General features: G+C 77.3%; 14 protein-coding genes. 10 read left to right on the top strand and 4 right to left on the bottom strand.

The genetic code is table 11. From position 1 onward, the window contains the following. Positions 1-50 precede the first annotated feature (50 nt). Complete coding sequence (locus tag WDV85_RS10040) at positions 51-770, bottom strand: amino acid ABC transporter ATP-binding protein (RefSeq protein ID WP_339570620.1); 720 nt, start codon at positions 768-770, stop codon at positions 51-53. A 209-nt stretch (positions 771-979) separates the two neighbouring features. On the opposite strand from WDV85_RS10040, the gene miaB reads away from it, so the two are divergent. After that, on the top strand, positions 980-2,551 hold the full coding sequence (miaB, locus tag WDV85_RS10035; protein WP_339570476.1) for a tRNA (N6-isopentenyl adenosine(37)-C2)-methylthiotransferase MiaB: 1,572 nt from the start codon (positions 980-982) through the stop codon (positions 2,549-2,551). Positions 2,552-2,581: 30 nt separating this feature from the next. On the opposite strand, the gene WDV85_RS10030 is transcribed toward miaB, so the two are convergent. Beyond that, on the bottom strand, positions 2,582-3,358 hold the full coding sequence (locus WDV85_RS10030) for a sulfite exporter TauE/SafE family protein (protein ID WP_339570475.1): 777 nt from the start codon (positions 3,356-3,358) through the stop codon (positions 2,582-2,584). Between the two features lie 128 nt (positions 3,359-3,486). Here WDV85_RS10030 and miaA point away from each other — a divergent pair, with 128 nt between their 5' ends. From miaA to WDV85_RS10015, 3 genes are all read left to right on the top strand, one after another. Next, positions 3,487-4,509 (top strand): tRNA (adenosine(37)-N6)-dimethylallyltransferase MiaA, encoded by a 1,023-nt coding sequence (gene miaA, locus WDV85_RS10025; RefSeq protein WP_339570474.1) that lies wholly within the window; start codon positions 3,487-3,489, stop codon positions 4,507-4,509. Between the two features lie 9 nt (positions 4,510-4,518). Beyond that, the gene (gene dapF, locus WDV85_RS10020; protein ID WP_339570473.1) at positions 4,519-5,493 is read left to right on the top strand and encodes a diaminopimelate epimerase; all 975 of its coding nucleotides are present in this window, start codon (positions 4,519-4,521) and stop codon (positions 5,491-5,493) included. A gap of 216 nt (positions 5,494-5,709) precedes the next feature. Further along, positions 5,710-5,946: a hypothetical protein gene (locus tag WDV85_RS10015; protein ID WP_298803967.1), complete on the top strand. Its 237-nt coding sequence runs from the start codon at positions 5,710-5,712 to the stop codon at positions 5,944-5,946. Between the two features lie 14 nt (positions 5,947-5,960). Here the strand turns inward: WDV85_RS10015 and WDV85_RS10010 are convergent, their stop codons facing one another. Beyond that, complete coding sequence (locus WDV85_RS10010; RefSeq protein WP_339570472.1) at positions 5,961-6,656, bottom strand: class I SAM-dependent methyltransferase; 696 nt, start codon at positions 6,654-6,656, stop codon at positions 5,961-5,963. A 138-nt stretch (positions 6,657-6,794) separates the two neighbouring features. Here WDV85_RS10010 and hflX point away from each other — a divergent pair, with 138 nt between their 5' ends. From hflX to WDV85_RS09995, 3 genes are all read left to right on the top strand, one after another. Continuing rightward, positions 6,795-8,357, top strand: a complete 1,563-nt coding sequence (gene hflX, locus WDV85_RS10005; RefSeq protein ID WP_339570471.1) for a GTPase HflX — start codon at positions 6,795-6,797, stop codon at positions 8,355-8,357. A 127-nt stretch (positions 8,358-8,484) separates the two neighbouring features. Then, a complete protein-coding gene (locus tag WDV85_RS10000) occupies positions 8,485-10,587 on the top strand; it encodes an ATP-dependent DNA helicase (protein ID WP_339570470.1) in 2,103 nt (700 codons plus the stop codon). 109 nt (positions 10,588-10,696) lie between these two features. Beyond that, complete coding sequence (locus WDV85_RS09995; RefSeq protein ID WP_339570469.1) at positions 10,697-11,368, top strand: UdgX family uracil-DNA binding protein; 672 nt, start codon at positions 10,697-10,699, stop codon at positions 11,366-11,368. Positions 11,369-11,461: 93 nt separating this feature from the next. On the opposite strand, the gene lexA is transcribed toward WDV85_RS09995, so the two are convergent. After that, on the bottom strand, positions 11,462-12,178 hold the full coding sequence (gene lexA, locus WDV85_RS09990) for a transcriptional repressor LexA (protein WP_445263289.1): 717 nt from the start codon (positions 12,176-12,178) through the stop codon (positions 11,462-11,464). A 597-nt stretch (positions 12,179-12,775) separates the two neighbouring features. Between lexA and WDV85_RS09985 the strand changes: the two genes are divergently transcribed. The 3 genes from WDV85_RS09985 to nrdR all read left to right on the top strand — a co-directional run bounded on the left by WDV85_RS09985 (position 12,776) and on the right by nrdR (position 15,839). Continuing rightward, a complete protein-coding gene (locus WDV85_RS09985; protein WP_339570467.1) occupies positions 12,776-13,327 on the top strand; it encodes a LysM peptidoglycan-binding domain-containing protein in 552 nt (183 codons plus the stop codon). A 114-nt stretch (positions 13,328-13,441) separates the two neighbouring features. Next, positions 13,442-14,941, top strand: a complete 1,500-nt coding sequence (locus tag WDV85_RS09980; protein WP_339570466.1) for an NCS2 family permease — start codon at positions 13,442-13,444, stop codon at positions 14,939-14,941. A gap of 385 nt (positions 14,942-15,326) precedes the next feature. Further along, a complete protein-coding gene (gene nrdR, locus WDV85_RS09975) occupies positions 15,327-15,839 on the top strand; it encodes a transcriptional regulator NrdR (RefSeq protein WP_339570465.1) in 513 nt (170 codons plus the stop codon). The last annotated feature ends 100 nt before the right edge of the window (positions 15,840-15,939 follow it).

Below are 15,939 nucleotides of genomic sequence, written 5' to 3'. Positions count from 1 at the left end.
GGTGCTGGTCCGGTGGTGCTGCTGCGGGCGACGGCGGGGGCGGTGCCGTCTCAGTGGGTGAAGATCTTGGAGAGGAAGTCCTTGGCCCGCGGCGACGTCGGCGCGGTGAAGAAGGTCTCCGGGTCGGCCTGCTCGACGAGCTCGCCGTCGGCCATGAACACGACGCGGTCGGCGGCGCGGCGGGCGAAGCCCATCTCGTGCGTGACGACGACCATCGTCATGCCGCTCTTCGCGAGGTCCGTCATGACCTCCAGCACCTCGTTGATCATCTCGGGGTCGAGCGCCGAGGTCGGCTCGTCGAAGAGCATGACCTTGGGCTCCATGGCGAGGGCCCGGGCGATGGCCACGCGCTGCTGCTGGCCGCCCGACAGCTGGGCGGGGTACTTCTCGGCCTGGTGCCCCACCCCGACGCGGTCGAGCAGCTCGCGGCCGCGCTTCTCGGCGTCGGCCCGCTTCACGCCGCGCACCTTGGTGGGGCCGAGCGTGACGTTCTCGAGCACCGTCTTGTGCGCGAAGAGGTTGAAGGCCTGGAAGACCATGCCGACGTCGGCCCGCAGCCGCGCGAGCGCCTTGCCCTCGGCGGGCAGCTCGTCGCCGTCGATGGTGATGGAGCCGCTGTCGACGCCCTCGAGCCGGTTGATCGTCCGGCACAGCGTCGACTTGCCGGAGCCGGAGGGCCCGATGACGACGACCACCTCGCCGCGCCCGACGGTGAGGTCGACGCCCTTGAGCACGTGGAGGTCACCGAAGTGCTTGTCGACGCCGGACATCACGACGAGCGGCTCGCGGCCGCCGGCGGCGCCCTCCTGGCTGGTGGTCACGCGCCGCAAGGTAGCCGCGCGACGACGGCGCGTGGGGACGGCGCGGGACCGTGACGGCATCGTGACCGTGGGCACGTCGCGGCGGTGCGCGCGCGGCGCGGGGGGAGGCCCGTGGAGGTCCGTGGGGCGGCGCCGCGCGGACGTACCCTGGCCGCGCCATGACTGCCACCGCTGACGCCCCCACCACGGCCCCCGCGACGGACCACCGGACCGCCCCGGTGCGCACCTACGCGGTGCGGACCTTCGGCTGCCAGATGAACGTCCACGACTCCGAGCGCCTCTCCGGCTCGCTCGAGGCGGCCGGGTACTCCCCGCTCGCGGCGGGGGAGCGGCCGGAGACGGCCGACGTCGTCGTCTTCAACACGTGCGCGGTGCGCGAGAACGCCGACAACAAGCTCTACGGCAACCTCGGCCAGCTCGCGCCGGTGAAGGCCCAGCGGCCCGGCATGCAGATCGCGGTCGGCGGGTGCCTGGCGCAGAAGGACCGCTCGACGATCGTCGAGAGGGCGCCCTGGGTCGACGTCGTCTTCGGCACCCACAACATCGGGTCGCTGCCGGCGCTGCTCGAGCGGTCGGCGCACAACCGCCGCGCCGAGGTGGAGATCCTCGAGTCGCTCGAGACCTTCCCCTCCACCCTCCCGACGAAGCGCGACTCCGCGGCCTCGGGGTGGGTGTCCATCAGCGTCGGCTGCACGAACACGTGCACCTTCTGCATCGTCCCGGCGCTGCGCGGCACGGAGAAGGACCGCCGGCCCGGCGACGTCCTCGCCGAGGTGCGGGCGCTCGTCGACGACGGCGCCGTCGAGGTCACCCTCCTCGGCCAGAACGTCAACACCTACGGCATCGAGCTGGGCGACCGCGGCGCGTTCGCGAAGCTGCTGCGCGCCTGCGGGCAGGTCGACGGCCTCGAGCGCGTGCGCTTCACCAGCCCCCACCCCGCCTCCTTCACCGACGACGTCATCGCCGCCATGGCCGAGACGCCGAACGTCATGCCGCAGCTGCACATGCCGCTGCAGTCGGGGTCGGACCGGGTGCTGCGCGCGATGCGCCGCTCCTACCGCAGCACCCGCTTCCTCGGGATCCTCGAGCGCGTGCGCGCCGCCATCCCCGACGCCGCGATCTCGACCGACCTCATCGTCGGCTTCCCGGGGGAGACGGAGGAGGACTTCCAGGCCACGCTCGACGTCGTCGCCGCGTCCCGCTTCGCGCAGGCCTTCACGTTCCAGTACTCCCCGCGCCCCGGCACGCCGGCGGCGACGATGGCCGACCAGGTGCCCAAGGCCGTCGTCCAGGAGCGCTTCGAGCGCCTCGTCGCGCTGCAGGAGCAGATCAGCTGGGACGAGGGGAAGACCCAGGTCGGTCGCGAGGTCGAGGTCATGGTCTCGGTCGGCGAGGGCCGCAAGGACGACGCCACGTCCCGCATCTCGGGCCGGGCGCCCGACAACCGGCTCGTGCACGTCGCGCTGCCCGAGGGCGCCGAGGTGCCGCGGCCGGGCGACATGGTGACCACGCGCATCACCTACGCCGCGCCGCACCACCTCGTCGCCGACCCCGCCGTCGGCGTCGGGCCCGAGCTGGGCGCCCCGGCCGTGCACCGCCTGCGGCGCACGCGGGCCGGGGACGCGTGGGACCGCCGCCAGGCCGCCTCGTGCGGCGTGCCGGCGCCCGCGGGGGAGCCCCGGCCGGCCGGCGCGCCCGTCGCCCTCGGCCTGCCCGGCCTGCGCCGCTGACCCTGCCGACCCCCCGCGGGAGGCGACCGCTCAGCCCGCGGTGACCCAGAGCCGGACCGCCAGCCCCAGCCCGGCGACGCCGATGACGGCCCGCAGCACGCCCTGGGGGAGGCGCCGGGCGACGATCGGCCCGAGCCAGCCGCCGACGAGGATGCCGACGGCGAGGGGGAGGGCGGCCAGGAGGTCGACCTCGCCGAGCACGAGGAAGAGCGCCGCGGCGACGAGGTTGCTCACCATGAGGAGGATGTTCTTCAGCGCCACGAGCCGCTGGATCGTCGTGTCGAGGACGAAGCCGAGCAGCACGGGCACGAGCACCCCGGCGGCTGCGCCGAAGTAGCCGCCGTAGACCGCGACGAGGAAGAGGCCCACGAGGGCCGGCCACGACTCGCGGACGTCGTCGCCCGGCTCGTCGACGGGAGCGGCCTCCCGGCGCAGGAGCCGGCGCAGGCGCGGCTGGGCCAGCATGAGGACCGAGGCGCCGCCGACGAGGAAGGGGACGACCCGTTCGAACACCTCACCCGGCGTCGTCACGAGCAGGACGGCGCCGGCGAGGCCGCCGACGGCGAAGACGGGCGCCAGGCGCACGAGGCGGGGCCGCTGGCCCGCGAGCTCGGGGCGGCTGCTGGCCGCGGACCCGACGCCCGAGGCGACGAGGGCGACGGTGTTGGTGACGTTGGCCGTCACGGGCGGCAGCCCGGCCGCGAGGAGCGCGGGGTAGGTCACGAGCGAGGCCAGGCCGACGACCGAGCCGACGAGCCCCCCGCCGACGCCCGCGAGGACCAGCAGGCCGACCTCCAGCGGGCTCATCACCGTCGATCCAACCACCGCGCCCGCCGCCGCCCGCACGGGCGCCCGGCCGTCGGACCGCGCGGGGCGCCGACGCCGGGTCGGCGGCCCGGCGGGCGGACCCGCGCGCTGTGGCAGGGTCTGCGGGCGTGGAGGGACCGGTCGCGCAGGACGTCCGCCCCCTGCCGGGCGGGGGCGAGCAGCCGCCGCTCGTCGCCGTCGTCGGCCCGACCGCCACGGGCAAGTCCGACCTCGGCGTCGCCGTCGCCCTGGCCCTCGGCGGCGAGGTCGTCAACGCCGACGCCTCCCAGCTCTACCGCGGCATGGACGTCGGCACGGCCAAGCTGCCCGTCGCCGAGCGCTGCGGCGTCCCCCACCACCAGCTCGACGTCCTCGACGTGCGCGAGGAGGCGAGCGTCGCGGCCTACCAGCGGGCCGCCCGCGCCGCGGTCGCCGACGTCCGCGCCCGCGGACTCGTCCCCGTCCTCGTCGGCGGGAGCGGCCTCTACGTGCGGGCCGTCCTGGACGCGCTCGAGTTCCCCGGCACCGACCCGCAGGTGCGGGCGCGCTGGCAGGCCGAGGCGGACCGGCTCGGCGCTCCCGCGCTGCACGCCCGGCTCGCGGAGCTCGACCCGGCGGCCGCGGCCGCGGTCCTGCCCACCAACGAGCGCCGCGTCGTCCGCGCCCTGGAGGCCATCGAGGTCAGCGGGCGGCCCTTCAGCGCGACGATGCCGCGCTACGAGCACCCGCCCGCGCTCGAGCCCGTCGTCCAGGTCGGCCTGCGCCTGCCGCGCCCGGAGCTCGACGACCGCGTGGCCCGGCGCGTGCGAGCCATGGCCGACGCCGGCCTCGTCGAGGAGGTCCGGGGGCTCGAGGGCGCCGGGCTGCGCGAGGGCCGCACGGCCCCGCGGGCGCTCGGGTACGCCCAGGTCCTCGAGCACCTCGACGGCCGCTGCTCGCTCGAGGAGGCCCTGGCCGCGACGACGGCGGCCACGCGGCGCTTCGCCCGGCGCCAGGAGAGCTGGTTCCGCCGTGACCCGCGCGTGCGGTGGCTGGACGTCGTCGACGACGCCGACGACCTCCTGCGACGGGCCCTCGACGAGGTCGCCCGAGCCCCCGCGCCCGTGGACGCCCCCGTCGACGCGAGGGCCGCCCCACCGTCCGGTGCGTAGCCTCGGCGTGTGACCACCGAGCCCGTGACGACCGAGCCCGTGACCGCCGAGCCCGACGCGCCGACGTCCCTGAGCGGCCTGCGCTTCACCACCGGCCACGGCACGGAGAACGACTTCGTGCTGCTCACGGACCCGGACGGGCGCCTCGCCCTCGACGACGCGGCGGTCCGCCTCCTGTGCGACCGGCGCGCCGGCGTCGGCGGCGACGGCGTCATCCGGGCCGTGCGCAGCGACGCGCTCCCCGAGGGTGCAGCCGCGCTCGCCGAGGACCCGGGCGCCACCTGGTTCATGGACTACCGCAACGCCGACGGCAGCGCCGCGCAGATGTGCGGCAACGGTGTGCGCGTCCTCGTCGCCCACCTCCTGCGCGAGGGTCTCGTCGACCCGGCGGACCTGGCCGACGGCCGGGCCCTCGCCGTGGGCACCCGCTCCGGCGTCAAGCGCGTCACCGCCGCCGAGGACGACGAGGGCCGCCCGGGGTGGTTCGCCGTCGACATGGGCCCCTGGACGGTGCCGGGCGGGGACGCCGCGGCCGCCGACGGCTTCGACGTCACGGTCGGCGTGCGGGGGCTCGACGGCGTCCCGCGCCCGGGGCTGTCGCTCGACCTCGGCAACCCCCACGTCGTCGTGGCGCTCACCGGCCGCGACGAGCTCGAGGCCGCGGACCTGCTCGGGGCACCCGTCGTCGAGCCCGCGCCGGCGGACGGCGCGAACGTCGAGCTCGTCGTCCCGCTCGACGCCCCCGCCCCCGGGGTCGGCGCCCTGCTCATGCGGGTCAGCGAGCGGGGTGTGGGCGAGACGCGCTCGTGCGGCACGGGCGCCTGCGCCGCCGCCCTCGCCGTCCGCCTGTGGGCCGGCGCGGACTCCCCGGACGTCTGGCGGGTGGCCGTGCCCGGGGGGCGGCTGCGCGTGCGGGCGCTGGAGGGCGGGCGCGTCGAGCTCGCCGGCCCGGCCGTCCTCGTCGCCGACGGCGTCCTCGCCTGAGGCCGTCACCTCCGAGCGCCTCGGTGCGCCGTCGAGCACGACGACGTCGGTCCGCGGAAAGGTTGACGTCCGGCGGTGACCGGATCGTGACGGCGGGATACCGGATCGTGATGACATCCTGCGACCACAGGTGACTCTCGGGTGATGCACTACGGGCGGCGCGAGGCGCCGGAGCCGTCGGGGGGGCCGGCGGGGGACCGGAGGGACGTGGTCGACGTGACGGAGCAGGGGAGCGGCGTCGTGCTCGCCGGCGCAGCGGCGGGCCGGGCCCGCGCGGCCGGCCGGGTCGTCGCCCCGGGGCCCACGACGCAGGCGGCGCGCCGCCAGCTCGTCCGCCGTGTGACGGCCGAGGTGCCGGAGCCCCGCGAGGGCGCGGACCGGGCGGCCCGCCGCGAGGCGCTCATCCACTCGCTGGAGATGTCGCGACGGCGTCGTCGCCCCGTGCGGCGCTGAGGCCGCTGCTGCGCTCAGGCGTCTCCGTGCGTCCCGGCCGCCCCGCCCGCCGGCCGCCGGACCCGCAGGACGCGGTAGCCCTTGGCGCTGCCGGCGCGGGTCGCCTCGAGGGGCGCCGGCAGGGCGCCGCCGAGCCAGGCCTGCAGCGAGTCGGCGCCGAGGTTGCGCTGGACGACGAGGTGGGCGTCGGCCCCCGGCGCCAGGCGGGGCAGCCACTGCAGGAGCAGCGCGTGGAGGGCGTCCTTGCCGACCCGGATCGGCGGGTTGGACCACAGGCCCGCGAGGACGACGTCGTCGGGCACCTCGTGGGGGAGCACGGCACGCACGCCGGGCAGCCCGAGCCGGTCGGCGTTGCGGCGCACGAGGTCGAGCGCGCGCTCGCTGACGTCGACGGCCCACACGACGGCGCCCGGCGCCTCGACGGCCATCGCCAGCGCCAGCGGTCCCCACCCGCAGCCCAGGTCCAGCAGGTGCCCGCCGTCCGGGGGCGTCGGCGCCTCGCGCAGCAGGACGCGCGTGCCGAGGTCGAGCCGCCCGGCGCTGAAGACGCCGGGGGCCGTCTCGACCTCGACGTCGCGCCCGCGCAGGCGCACCTCGAGGACCTCGCGCTCGTCGTCGCCCGCGGGCCGTCCGGCCAGCCGGCCCGTGAAGTAGTGCTCGGCGGGCGAGGGGTCGCAGGCGGGCGGGGGGCCGGACGGGGTGCTGCTCACGGCCGGTGACGCTACCCGCGCCGCCACGTGGCCCGACGCACCGGAATCCCCTCGTCACCGCGCTCGTTGACTGCCACAGTGGCACCGCCGCACCCGGCTCGCGCCCAGCGGGCCGCCCGACCTCCACCGCAGGAGACCATGACGCCCACCACGTCGACCGCTCCCACCCGCCGCTCCACCGAGCACGCCCCGCACGACGGCAGCGACGCCGTCGTCGACGAGGCCGTCACCACCGGCTCGTCCGACGGCACGGGCCTCGCGCGCGCGGACGCCGTCAGCCGCATCCTCGCCCGCCACGGCGCGTCGCCGTCGCCCGCGGAGACGACCTTCGACGGCGACCAGCTCGACCTCGCCGAGCGCCAGGCGCTGCGCCGCGTCGGTGGCCTCGGCAGCCACTCCTCCGAGCTGCAGGACGTCACCGAGGTCGAGTACCGCCAGCTGCGGCTCGAGCGCGTCGTCCTCGCGGGCCTCTGGACCTCCGCGAGCGTCGAGGAGGCGGAGGCGTCGCTGCGCGAGCTGGCCGCCCTGGCCGAGACCGCGGGCTCGGCCGTCCTCGACGGCGTCCTGCAGCGGCGGCCCACGCCCGACCCGGCGACCTTCCTCGGCTCCGGCAAGGCCGGGGAGCTCAAGGGGATCGTCGCGGCGACGGGCGCCGACACGGTCATCTGCGACGGCGAGCTGTCGCCGTCGCAGCGCCGCGGGCTCGAGGACATCGTCGGCGTCAAGGTCATCGACCGGACGGCGCTGATCCTCGACATCTTCGCCCAGCACGCGAAGTCCAAGGAGGGCAAGGCGCAGGTCGAGCTGGCCCAGCTCGAGTACCTGCTCCCGCGCCTGCGCGGCTGGGGCGAGTCGATGTCCCGCCAGGCCGGTGGTCGCGTGGCCGCGGGCGCCGGGATCGGCTCCCGCGGACCGGGCGAGACGAAGATCGAGCTCGACCGTCGCCGCATCCGCACGCGGATGGCGCGCCTGCGCCGGCAGATCCGCGAGATGGCGCCCGCCCGTGAGACGAAGCGCTCGCGGCGCCTGGCCGGCGGCGTGCCGTCCGTGGCGATCGCCGGGTACACCAACGCGGGCAAGTCGAGCCTCCTGAACCGGCTCACGGGCGCCGGGGTCCTCGTCGAGGACGCGCTCTTCGCGACCCTGGACCCGGCCGTGCGCCGGGCCCGCACCCCGGACGGCCGCGACTACGTGCTCGCCGACACCGTGGGCTTCGTGCGCCACCTCCCCACCCAGCTCGTCGAGGCGTTCCGCTCGACGCTGGAGGAGGTCGGCGGGGCCGACCTCGTCCTCCACGTCGTCGACGCCTCGGACGTCGACCCCGAGGGCCAGGTCACCGCGGTCCGCTCGGTGCTGGCCGACGTCGGGGCGCTCGACGTCCCCGAGCTCGTCGTCCTCAACAAGTGCGACGCCGCGAGCCCCGAGGCGGTGGCCCGTCTGCGCTCGCGCCTGCCCGGCGCGGTCGTCGTCTCCGCGCGCACGGGGGAGGGGCTCGAGCACCTGCTCGACGTCGTCGCCGAGCGGCTCCCGCACCCGGAGGTGGACGTCGACGTCGTCGTGCCGTACACGCGGGGCGACCTCGTCTCCCGCGTGCACCGCGCCGGGGAGGTCCTCGAGGAGGAGCACACCGGCGAGGGCACGCGGCTGCGCGCCCGCGTCGGCGAGCACCTCGCCGCCGAGCTGCACGGCGTCGCGGTCTGACGCCGTCCGGACCGCCCGACGGCCCGTCCCCCCGCGCGGGGGGCGGGCCGTCGCCGTCCGCGGCGGCCCTCCGCCGCGCCTGTGGAGGCGTCCCGCCGGGGCGCCCGGGGCGACCTACCCTCGGCCGGTGACCTCCGCAGCCGCCGACCCCGACGTCGAGCCCGGGACGGGCGTCGCCCCGGGGAAGGCGGACAGCGCTCCCGCGGACGTCGACGCGCTCCTGTCCTCGGCCGTCGCGGCGCTCGGCGGCACCCGGCGCGAGGGCCAGCACGTCATGGCGCGGGCCGTCGACGCCGCGGTGCGCACCCGCGAGCACCTGCTCGTGCAGGCGGGCACGGGCACCGGCAAGTCGCTGGCCTACCTCGTGCCCCTGGCGCGCCGGGCCGTCGAGTCCCGGCGGCCGGTCGTCGTCTCGACCGCGACGCTGGCGCTGCAGAACCAGGTGGCGGCCCGCGACCTGCCGCGCCTGGCCGACGCCCTCGAGCCCCTGCTCGGTCGCCGCCTCACGTGGCAGGTCGTCAAGGGCCGGGCCAACCACCTCTGCGTCCACAAGCTCGACGGCGGCTTCCCCGAGGACGACGGGCTCTTCGAGGCGCCGGCGCCGCTGCCCGGCCGGTCGGTGACCGGAGGGGCCTCGAGCCGCCTCGGCCGCGAGGTGGTGCGGCTGCGCGAGTGGGCCCGGACGACGGAGACCGGCGACCGCGACGACCTCGTGCCCGGCGTCAGCGAGACCGCCTGGCGCCAGCTCGCCGTCACCGCGCGCGAGTGCCTCGGCGCCAGCCGGTGCCCGCAGGCGCAGGAGTGCTTCAGCGAGCGGGCGCGCGAGCGCGCCCGCGAGGTCGACGTCGTCGTCACCAACCACGCGCTCCTCGCCATCGACGCCTTCGAGGGGCGCTCCATCCTCCCCGAGCACGAGGTCCTCGTCGTCGACGAGGCGCACGAGCTGGCCGACCGGGTCACCTCCGTCGTCTCGGCGCAGCTGACGGCGGCCTCGGTGGCCGCGGCGGCGACCCGGGCGCGCCAGGCGGGGTCGGACACCGCGCGCCTCGACGCCGCGGCCGAGGACCTCGGGGTGGCGCTCGCCGACGTCCCCGAGGGCCGCTTCGCCCGGGGTCTGCCGGAGCTCGTCCACCTCGCCGTGGCCGGCGTCCGCGACGCCGCCCGCGAGCTCGTCGGCCAGCTCAAGCCGCCGCCGGGGGAGCGGCCCACGGAGGCGCTGGCCGGTGCGCTGGCGGTCGCCAAGGCGGCGGTCGGCGAGGTCCACGAGGTGGCGGAGCGGATGACGTCGGCGCCCCGCGACGGCACCGGTCACGACGTCCTGTGGCTGTCGGTCTCCGACCTGTCCTCCACGCCGTCCGCGGCCCGGCGCATGCTGCACGTCGCGCCGCTGCAGGTGGCCGGCCTGCTCCGCGAGGCGCTCTTCGCCGAGCGGACCGTCGTGCTGACCTCGGCCACCCTCACCACGGGCGGCACCTTCACCGGCGCCGCGCAGTCGGTCGGCCTCGCGCGCCCTCCCGCCGCGGGGGAGGACGCCGGCCCGGGCCCGAGCTGGGACGGGCTCGACGTCGGCAGCCCCTTCGACTACCCCCGCCAGGGGATCCTCTACCTGGCGCGCCACCTGCCCGTGCCGGGGCGCGAGGGCGCCGGGACGCCGGTCGTCGACGAGGTCGTCGAGCTCGCCCGCGCGGCCGGGGGGCGCACGCTCGGGCTCTTCTCCTCCCGGCGGGCCGCCGAGGCCGCCGCGGAGGTGCTGCGCGAGCGCCTCGACGTCCCGGTCCTGTGCCAGGGGGACGACGTGACGCCGACCCTCGTGCGGGAGTTCGCGGCCGACCCCAGCAGCGTCCTCGTCGGCACGCTGTCGCTGTGGCAGGGCGTCGACGTCCCCGGCCCCTCGTGCCAGCTCGTGACGATCGACCGCATCCCCTTCCCTCGGCCCGACGACCCGCTGCTGTCCGCGCGCGCCGAGGCCGTGGCCCGCGCCGGCGGCAACGGTTTCCTCGCGGTCTCGGCCCAGCACGCGGCCCTGCGCCTGGCGCAGGGCGCGGGGCGTCTCGTGCGCTCGACGGCCGACCGCGGGGTCGTGGCCGTCCTCGACCCGCGGCTCGCGACCGCCCGGTACGCCGGCTTCCTGCGCGCGAGCCTGCCGCCGCTGTGGGCCACGAGCGACCGCGAGGTCGTCATCGGGGCGCTGCGCCGGCTCGACGCCGCGGCGCGGGCTGCGGAGGGCTGAGGGACCGGAGCAGGGGCGCCCGGAGCAGGGGCGCTCGGAGCGGGGGCGCCCGGAGCGGGGGGCGCCGCCCTGCGAGGCGCGCCGGGGCCCGCCGACCTAGCGTGCGGGCATGGCCGCCGCTGCCCGACCCGACCGTCCCGGAGCCGCCGAGTGGGTGCCGCAGGACCCCGCCCTGCGCGACGTCGAGCACCTGCGGGCCGCGGCGCGCGAGTGCCGCGGCTGCGAGCTGTGGGAGCCGGCGACGCAGGTCGTCTTCTCCGCCGGATCCCCCTCCGGCCGGATGGCCCTCGTCGGCGAGCAGCCCGGGGACCAGGAGGACCGCCGGGGCGTGCCCTTCGTCGGGTCCGCAGGGCGGCTGCTCCAGGCCGCGGTCGAGGAGGCGGGCATCGCCCGCGAGGACGTCTACGTCACCAACGCCGTCAAGCACTTCCGCTTCACGCAGAGCGCTCCGGGCAACCGCCGCGTCCACGCCACGCCCGACGCGGGCCACGTCACCGCCTGCCGGCCCTGGCTGGCCGCCGAGCTCGCCGCCGTCGACCCGGACGTCGTCGTCGTCCTGGGCGCGACGGCCGGTCGCGCCCTGCTCGGCCCGTCCTTCCGCGTGACGAAGGAGCGCGGCCGGGTGCTCGAGCGGGAGACGAGCCGGGGCCCCAAGCGCTTCGTGGCGACCATCCACCCGTCCGCCGTCCTGCGGACCCCGGACGACCAGCGCGAGGAGGCCCGCGCCGGACTCGTGGCCGACCTGCGGGTGGCCGCCGAGGCGCTCGGGCCGACGGCCTAGCCGTCCGCGCCCCCAGCGCCCCGGCGGCCGAGGGCGGAGCGTCCCGGCGCCCGAGGGACTGCACCCCGGGCCGTCGCCCCCGGGTCGCCCCGCTCAGACGCTGCGCAGCACCGCCACGACCCGGCCGAGGACGACGGCCTCGTCGCCGGGGATGGGCTCGTAGGCGGCGTTGCGCGGCAGCAGGCGCACGTGGCCGTCGCGCCGCTGGAACACCTTGACGGTGGCCTCGCCGTCGATCATCGCGGCCACGACCTCGCCGTTCTCGGCGACCGGCTGCTGGCGGACGACGACCCAGTCCCCGTCGCAGATGGCGGCCTCCACCATCGAGTCGCCGGCGACCTTGAGCAGGAAGAGCTGCCCGTCGCCGACGAGCTGGCGCGGCAGGGGGAAGACGTCCTCGACCGCCTGCTCGGCGAGGATCGGCCCGCCCGCCGCGATCCGTCCGACGACCGGCACGTAGGTGGCCGCGGGGCGCGCGTCGCCGGCCCCGGTCTCGTCCGGAGCGCCGGCGTCCGCCGCGGCCTCGTCGGGGACGGCGCGCAGCAGGGGCTCGCCCCCGGCCGCCGCGCCGCGCGAGCCCGGTACGACGACCTCGATGGCCCGGGGGCGACGGGGGTCGCGGCGCAGGAAGCCCTTGCGCTCGAGCGCCGCCAGCTGGTGCGCGACGCTGGACGGGCTCGTCAGCCCGACGGCCTCCCCGATCTCCCGCATGCTCGGGGGGTAGCCGCGCCGCTCGACGGCCTCGCCGATGCACTCGAGCACCTTGCGCTGGCGCGCGGTGAGGCCGTCGACCGCCGGCGCGTCGGGCATCTCGACGACCGTCGCCCCGGAGCCCTCGCCCGCCCGGTCCTCGCCGGCCCCAGCGCCGTCGGCTGCCTGCTGCCGGCCGTCCTGCTCCTCGTCGCCGCTGCGCCGCGCCACGTGGCCTCCCGAGCTCGGTGTCGGCGACCGCCCTCGTGCGGGACGCCGTGCCGGCCAGGGTAGGGAGACCGCACCACATGATCAAACACCTGTTCGAGCGTGTCGCGTGCGGATCTCGCGGTGCGGTGGGGCGCCGCGGGGCCTCGGGCGCGACGGTCGGGCGCGACCGTCCGGACCTCTCGCGCGGTCGTTCGGAGGGTCGGGGTGGCCGTGGCGCACGGCGGGCGGCGCCCGTTGTCGGTGGTCGGTGCTGGAGTCGTGCACGTCGGCGGGGCGCCCGTCCTCCTCGGGGGCCGGCGCCCCTCGCCGGGTCCGGTCGAACACCTGTCTGGACGCCGGGCCGCCACGCTGGTACAACATCGCACAGACGTTCGACCGACAGCGCGAGCCGTCGGCCCTCCCGGGCCCCCGGCGCCGCAGCCGCCCTCGACACGCACGTCCGCGGAGCCTCCGGCAGGAGGGGCCGTGGTCCTCCCGGAGGTCACCATGAGCGCACTGGTCCTGCTCCCGCCGCTGGGCGCCCCCGCGCGCAGCCCGCGCTCGGGCGCTCGACGTCGCCACCTGTCCCTCGTCCCGGCGCCCCGCCGCGCACCTCGACCCGTGCCGGCCGTGCGCCGCACCGCGCCCGTGGTGGCGCCGGCGCCGGTCGCCGAGCTGCCGGTCCCCGAGGCACCGGTCGGGGCGGCGGGATCGTGCCGGCCCCGCCGCCGCCCGGTCGCCCTCCGCGTCACCCGGCGCGGGCGCCTGGCGCTCACGGTCTCGGTGACCGTCCTGCTGGCGGCCGGGGCCGTCCTCGCCCTGTCGGCGGGCTCGCGCCCGGCGCCGGCCGCCGCCGCGCCCGCGGTCGTCGCGGCGGCGCCCGTGGCCGAGGCCCCCGCCGAGGTCGTCGTCCTGCCGGGCGACACGCTGTGGTCCATCGCCGACGAGGTCGCGGCGCCGGACGAGGACGTCCGTGACGTCGTGCTGCGCCTGAAGGAGGCCAACGGCCTCGACTCGGTGGCGCTGGCGGTGGGGGACCGGATCCTCGTCCCCGCCTGAGGCGCCCCCGGGTGGCGCCGCGGCGGCCCCCGCTCTGCCAGAGTGGCGCCGTCAGCGCCAGCTCCGCCGCGGCGGCGGCGGAGCCGTGCCCGCGGCTCGTCCCGCGGAGGCCGCATGAGCCGCACCGACCCCGACCCGCAGGCCACGACCGACGGCGTACCGCTCGGGGGGCGGGTCGACCGCTTCTTCGGGGTCACGGCCCGTGGCTCGACCATCGGCCGGGAGGTCCGCGGCGGCCTCGTGACGTTCGTGGCCATGGCCTACATCGTCGTGCTGAACCCGCTGATCATCGGGACGGTGCCGGACTCGACGGGCACCTACCTCGGGGGCGGCGACGCACCCGACCTGCCGGCCGTGGCCGCCGTGACCGCCCTCGTGGCGGCGGTCATGACGATCCTCATGGGCCTCGTCGGTCGCTTCCCCCTCGGCCTGGCCGCCGGGCTCGGCCTCAACGCCTTCATCGCCTACGGCGTCGCGAGCCTGCCGGGCATGACCTGGCCCATGGCCATGGGGCTCGTCGTCCTCGAGGGCCTCGTCATCCTCGTCCTCGTCCTCACCGGCTTCCGCCGCGCCGTCCTGCGCGCGGTGCCGCGCCAGCTCAAGACGGCCATCAGCGTCGGCATCGGCCTCTTCCTCACCCTCGTCGGGCTCGTCAACGCCGGCTTCGTCCGCGCCCCGGTGGGCGGGGGCACGCCGCTCGAGCTGGGCGTCGGCGGCTCGCTGCGGGGCTGGCCCACGGTCGTCTTCGTCGTCGGGCTCCTCGTCACCGTCGTCCTCGTCGTCCGGGGCGTCCGCGGCGCCCTGCTCATCGGCGTCGTCGTCGCCACCGCCCTGGCGCTCGTCGTCCAGGCGGCGTTCGACGTCGGCGGGCAGGCGCCCGACGGGAGCAACCCGACGGGCTTCGGGCTCACGGTGCCCGAGGCGCCGGCGTCCTGGCTCGCGTGGCCCGACCTGGGGCTCCTCGGCCAGGTGAGCGTCTTCGGCGCCTTCGCCGCGGTCGGCGCCGTCACGGCCGTGCTCGTCGTCTTCACCCTCGTCGTCGCCGACTTCTTCGACACGATGGGGACGATGGTCGCGGTCGGCGCGGAGGGCGGGCTGCTGGACGAGGAGGGCAACCCCCTCGGCAGCCAGCGGATCCTCCTCGTCGACTCCCTGGCCGCCGTCGCCGGCGGGGCGGCGAGCGCCTCGAGCGCGACGAGCTTCGTCGAGTCCGCCGCGGGCGTCGGCGACGGCGCCCGCACCGGGCTCGCCAGCGTGGTGACCGGGGCGGCGTTCCTCGTCGCCGTCGTCGCCTCGCCGCTCGTCTCGCTCGTGCCCTACGAGGCGGCCAGCCCGGCGCTGGTCGTCGTCGGCTTCCTCATGATGAGCCAGGTCACGGGCATCCGCTGGGACGACCCGGGCATCGCCCTCCCGGCCTTCCTCACCATCGTGCTCATGCCCTTCAGCTACTCCATCTCCGTGGGCATCGGCGCCGGCTTCCTCACCTACGTCCTCCTCGCCGTCGTGCGCGGTCGGGCGCGGGAGGTGCACCCCCTCCTGTGGGTCGTCGGCGCGGCCTTCCTCCTGTACTTCACCGTCGGTCCGGTGCAGGACTGGCTCACCGGGGCCGCCTGACCCGGGGCGCGTCCCGAGCCTGCTCCCCGGCCCACGCCGTCGTCGCCGTCCCCGGGCGCCGACGGCGCTGTCGGTGGTCGGGTGCACGGTGGTCGCGTGGTCGGTGGTCGAGCGGCTGGTGGTCGCGCTGCCGGGGCGCAGCGGGAGCGGCGGGGTCGTGCGGCGGGCATCCCCCGGCTCCGGGGGCCGGTGCTCCCACGACACGCCGGTGCTTGCGGAAGCGTGGGGCTCGGCCTAGCGTTCACCCCAACATCTAGTAGTTGCACGGCTGTCGTTCCTCCACAGGTTGTGGACGCTGGGGACAACTCCTCCACACGCTGTGGAGGAGCACCCGCGCCCCGGCGGGGGGCGACGGGGGCCGAGCACCGAGGCGGGAGGGGTCGCCGTGCACTGCCCGTTCTGCCGCCACCCCGACTCCCGCGTCGTCGACTCGCGGGCCACCGACGACGGCACGGCGATCCGGCGCCGCCGCCAGTGCCCGAGCTGCCAGCGGCGCTTCACGACGATCGAGGCGGCGAGCCTCACCGTCGTGAAGCGCTCGGGCACCACCGAGCCCTTCAGCCGCGAGAAGGTGCTGTCAGGCGTGCGCAAGGCCTGCCAGGGACGGCCCGTGACGGAGGACCGGCTGGCGCTGCTCGCCCAGCAGGTCGAGGAGTCGATCCGCACGGCCGGCGCCGCGGAGGTCGAGGCGCACGACGTCGGCGTGGCCGTGCTCGCGCCCCTGCGCGACCTCGACGAGGTGGCCTACCTGCGCTTCGCCTCCGTCTACCAGGCCTTCGACACGCTCGAGGACTTCGCGGCGGCCATCGCGGTGCTGCGCGCCGAGCGCGACGCCGGCACCGGGGACGCCAGCACGGAGGGCGCCCGGGCGGAGGAGCCCGCCGGCCAGGCCACCTGAGGCCGCTCGGCAGCCCCGGCGAGGCGCTCCTGCTCCTCGCCGCAGACGCACCGCACCAGACCCACCCGGCCAGACCCACCAGACCGCACCACCTGGGCCG

It is taken from the genome of Pseudokineococcus sp. 5B2Z-1 (genome assembly GCF_037482305.1).
GTDB lineage: Bacteria > Actinomycetota > Actinomycetes > Actinomycetales > Quadrisphaeraceae > Pseudokineococcus.
The sequence above is the reverse complement of the archived record's forward strand: the minus strand, read 5'-3'. Positions and strand labels throughout refer to the sequence as shown.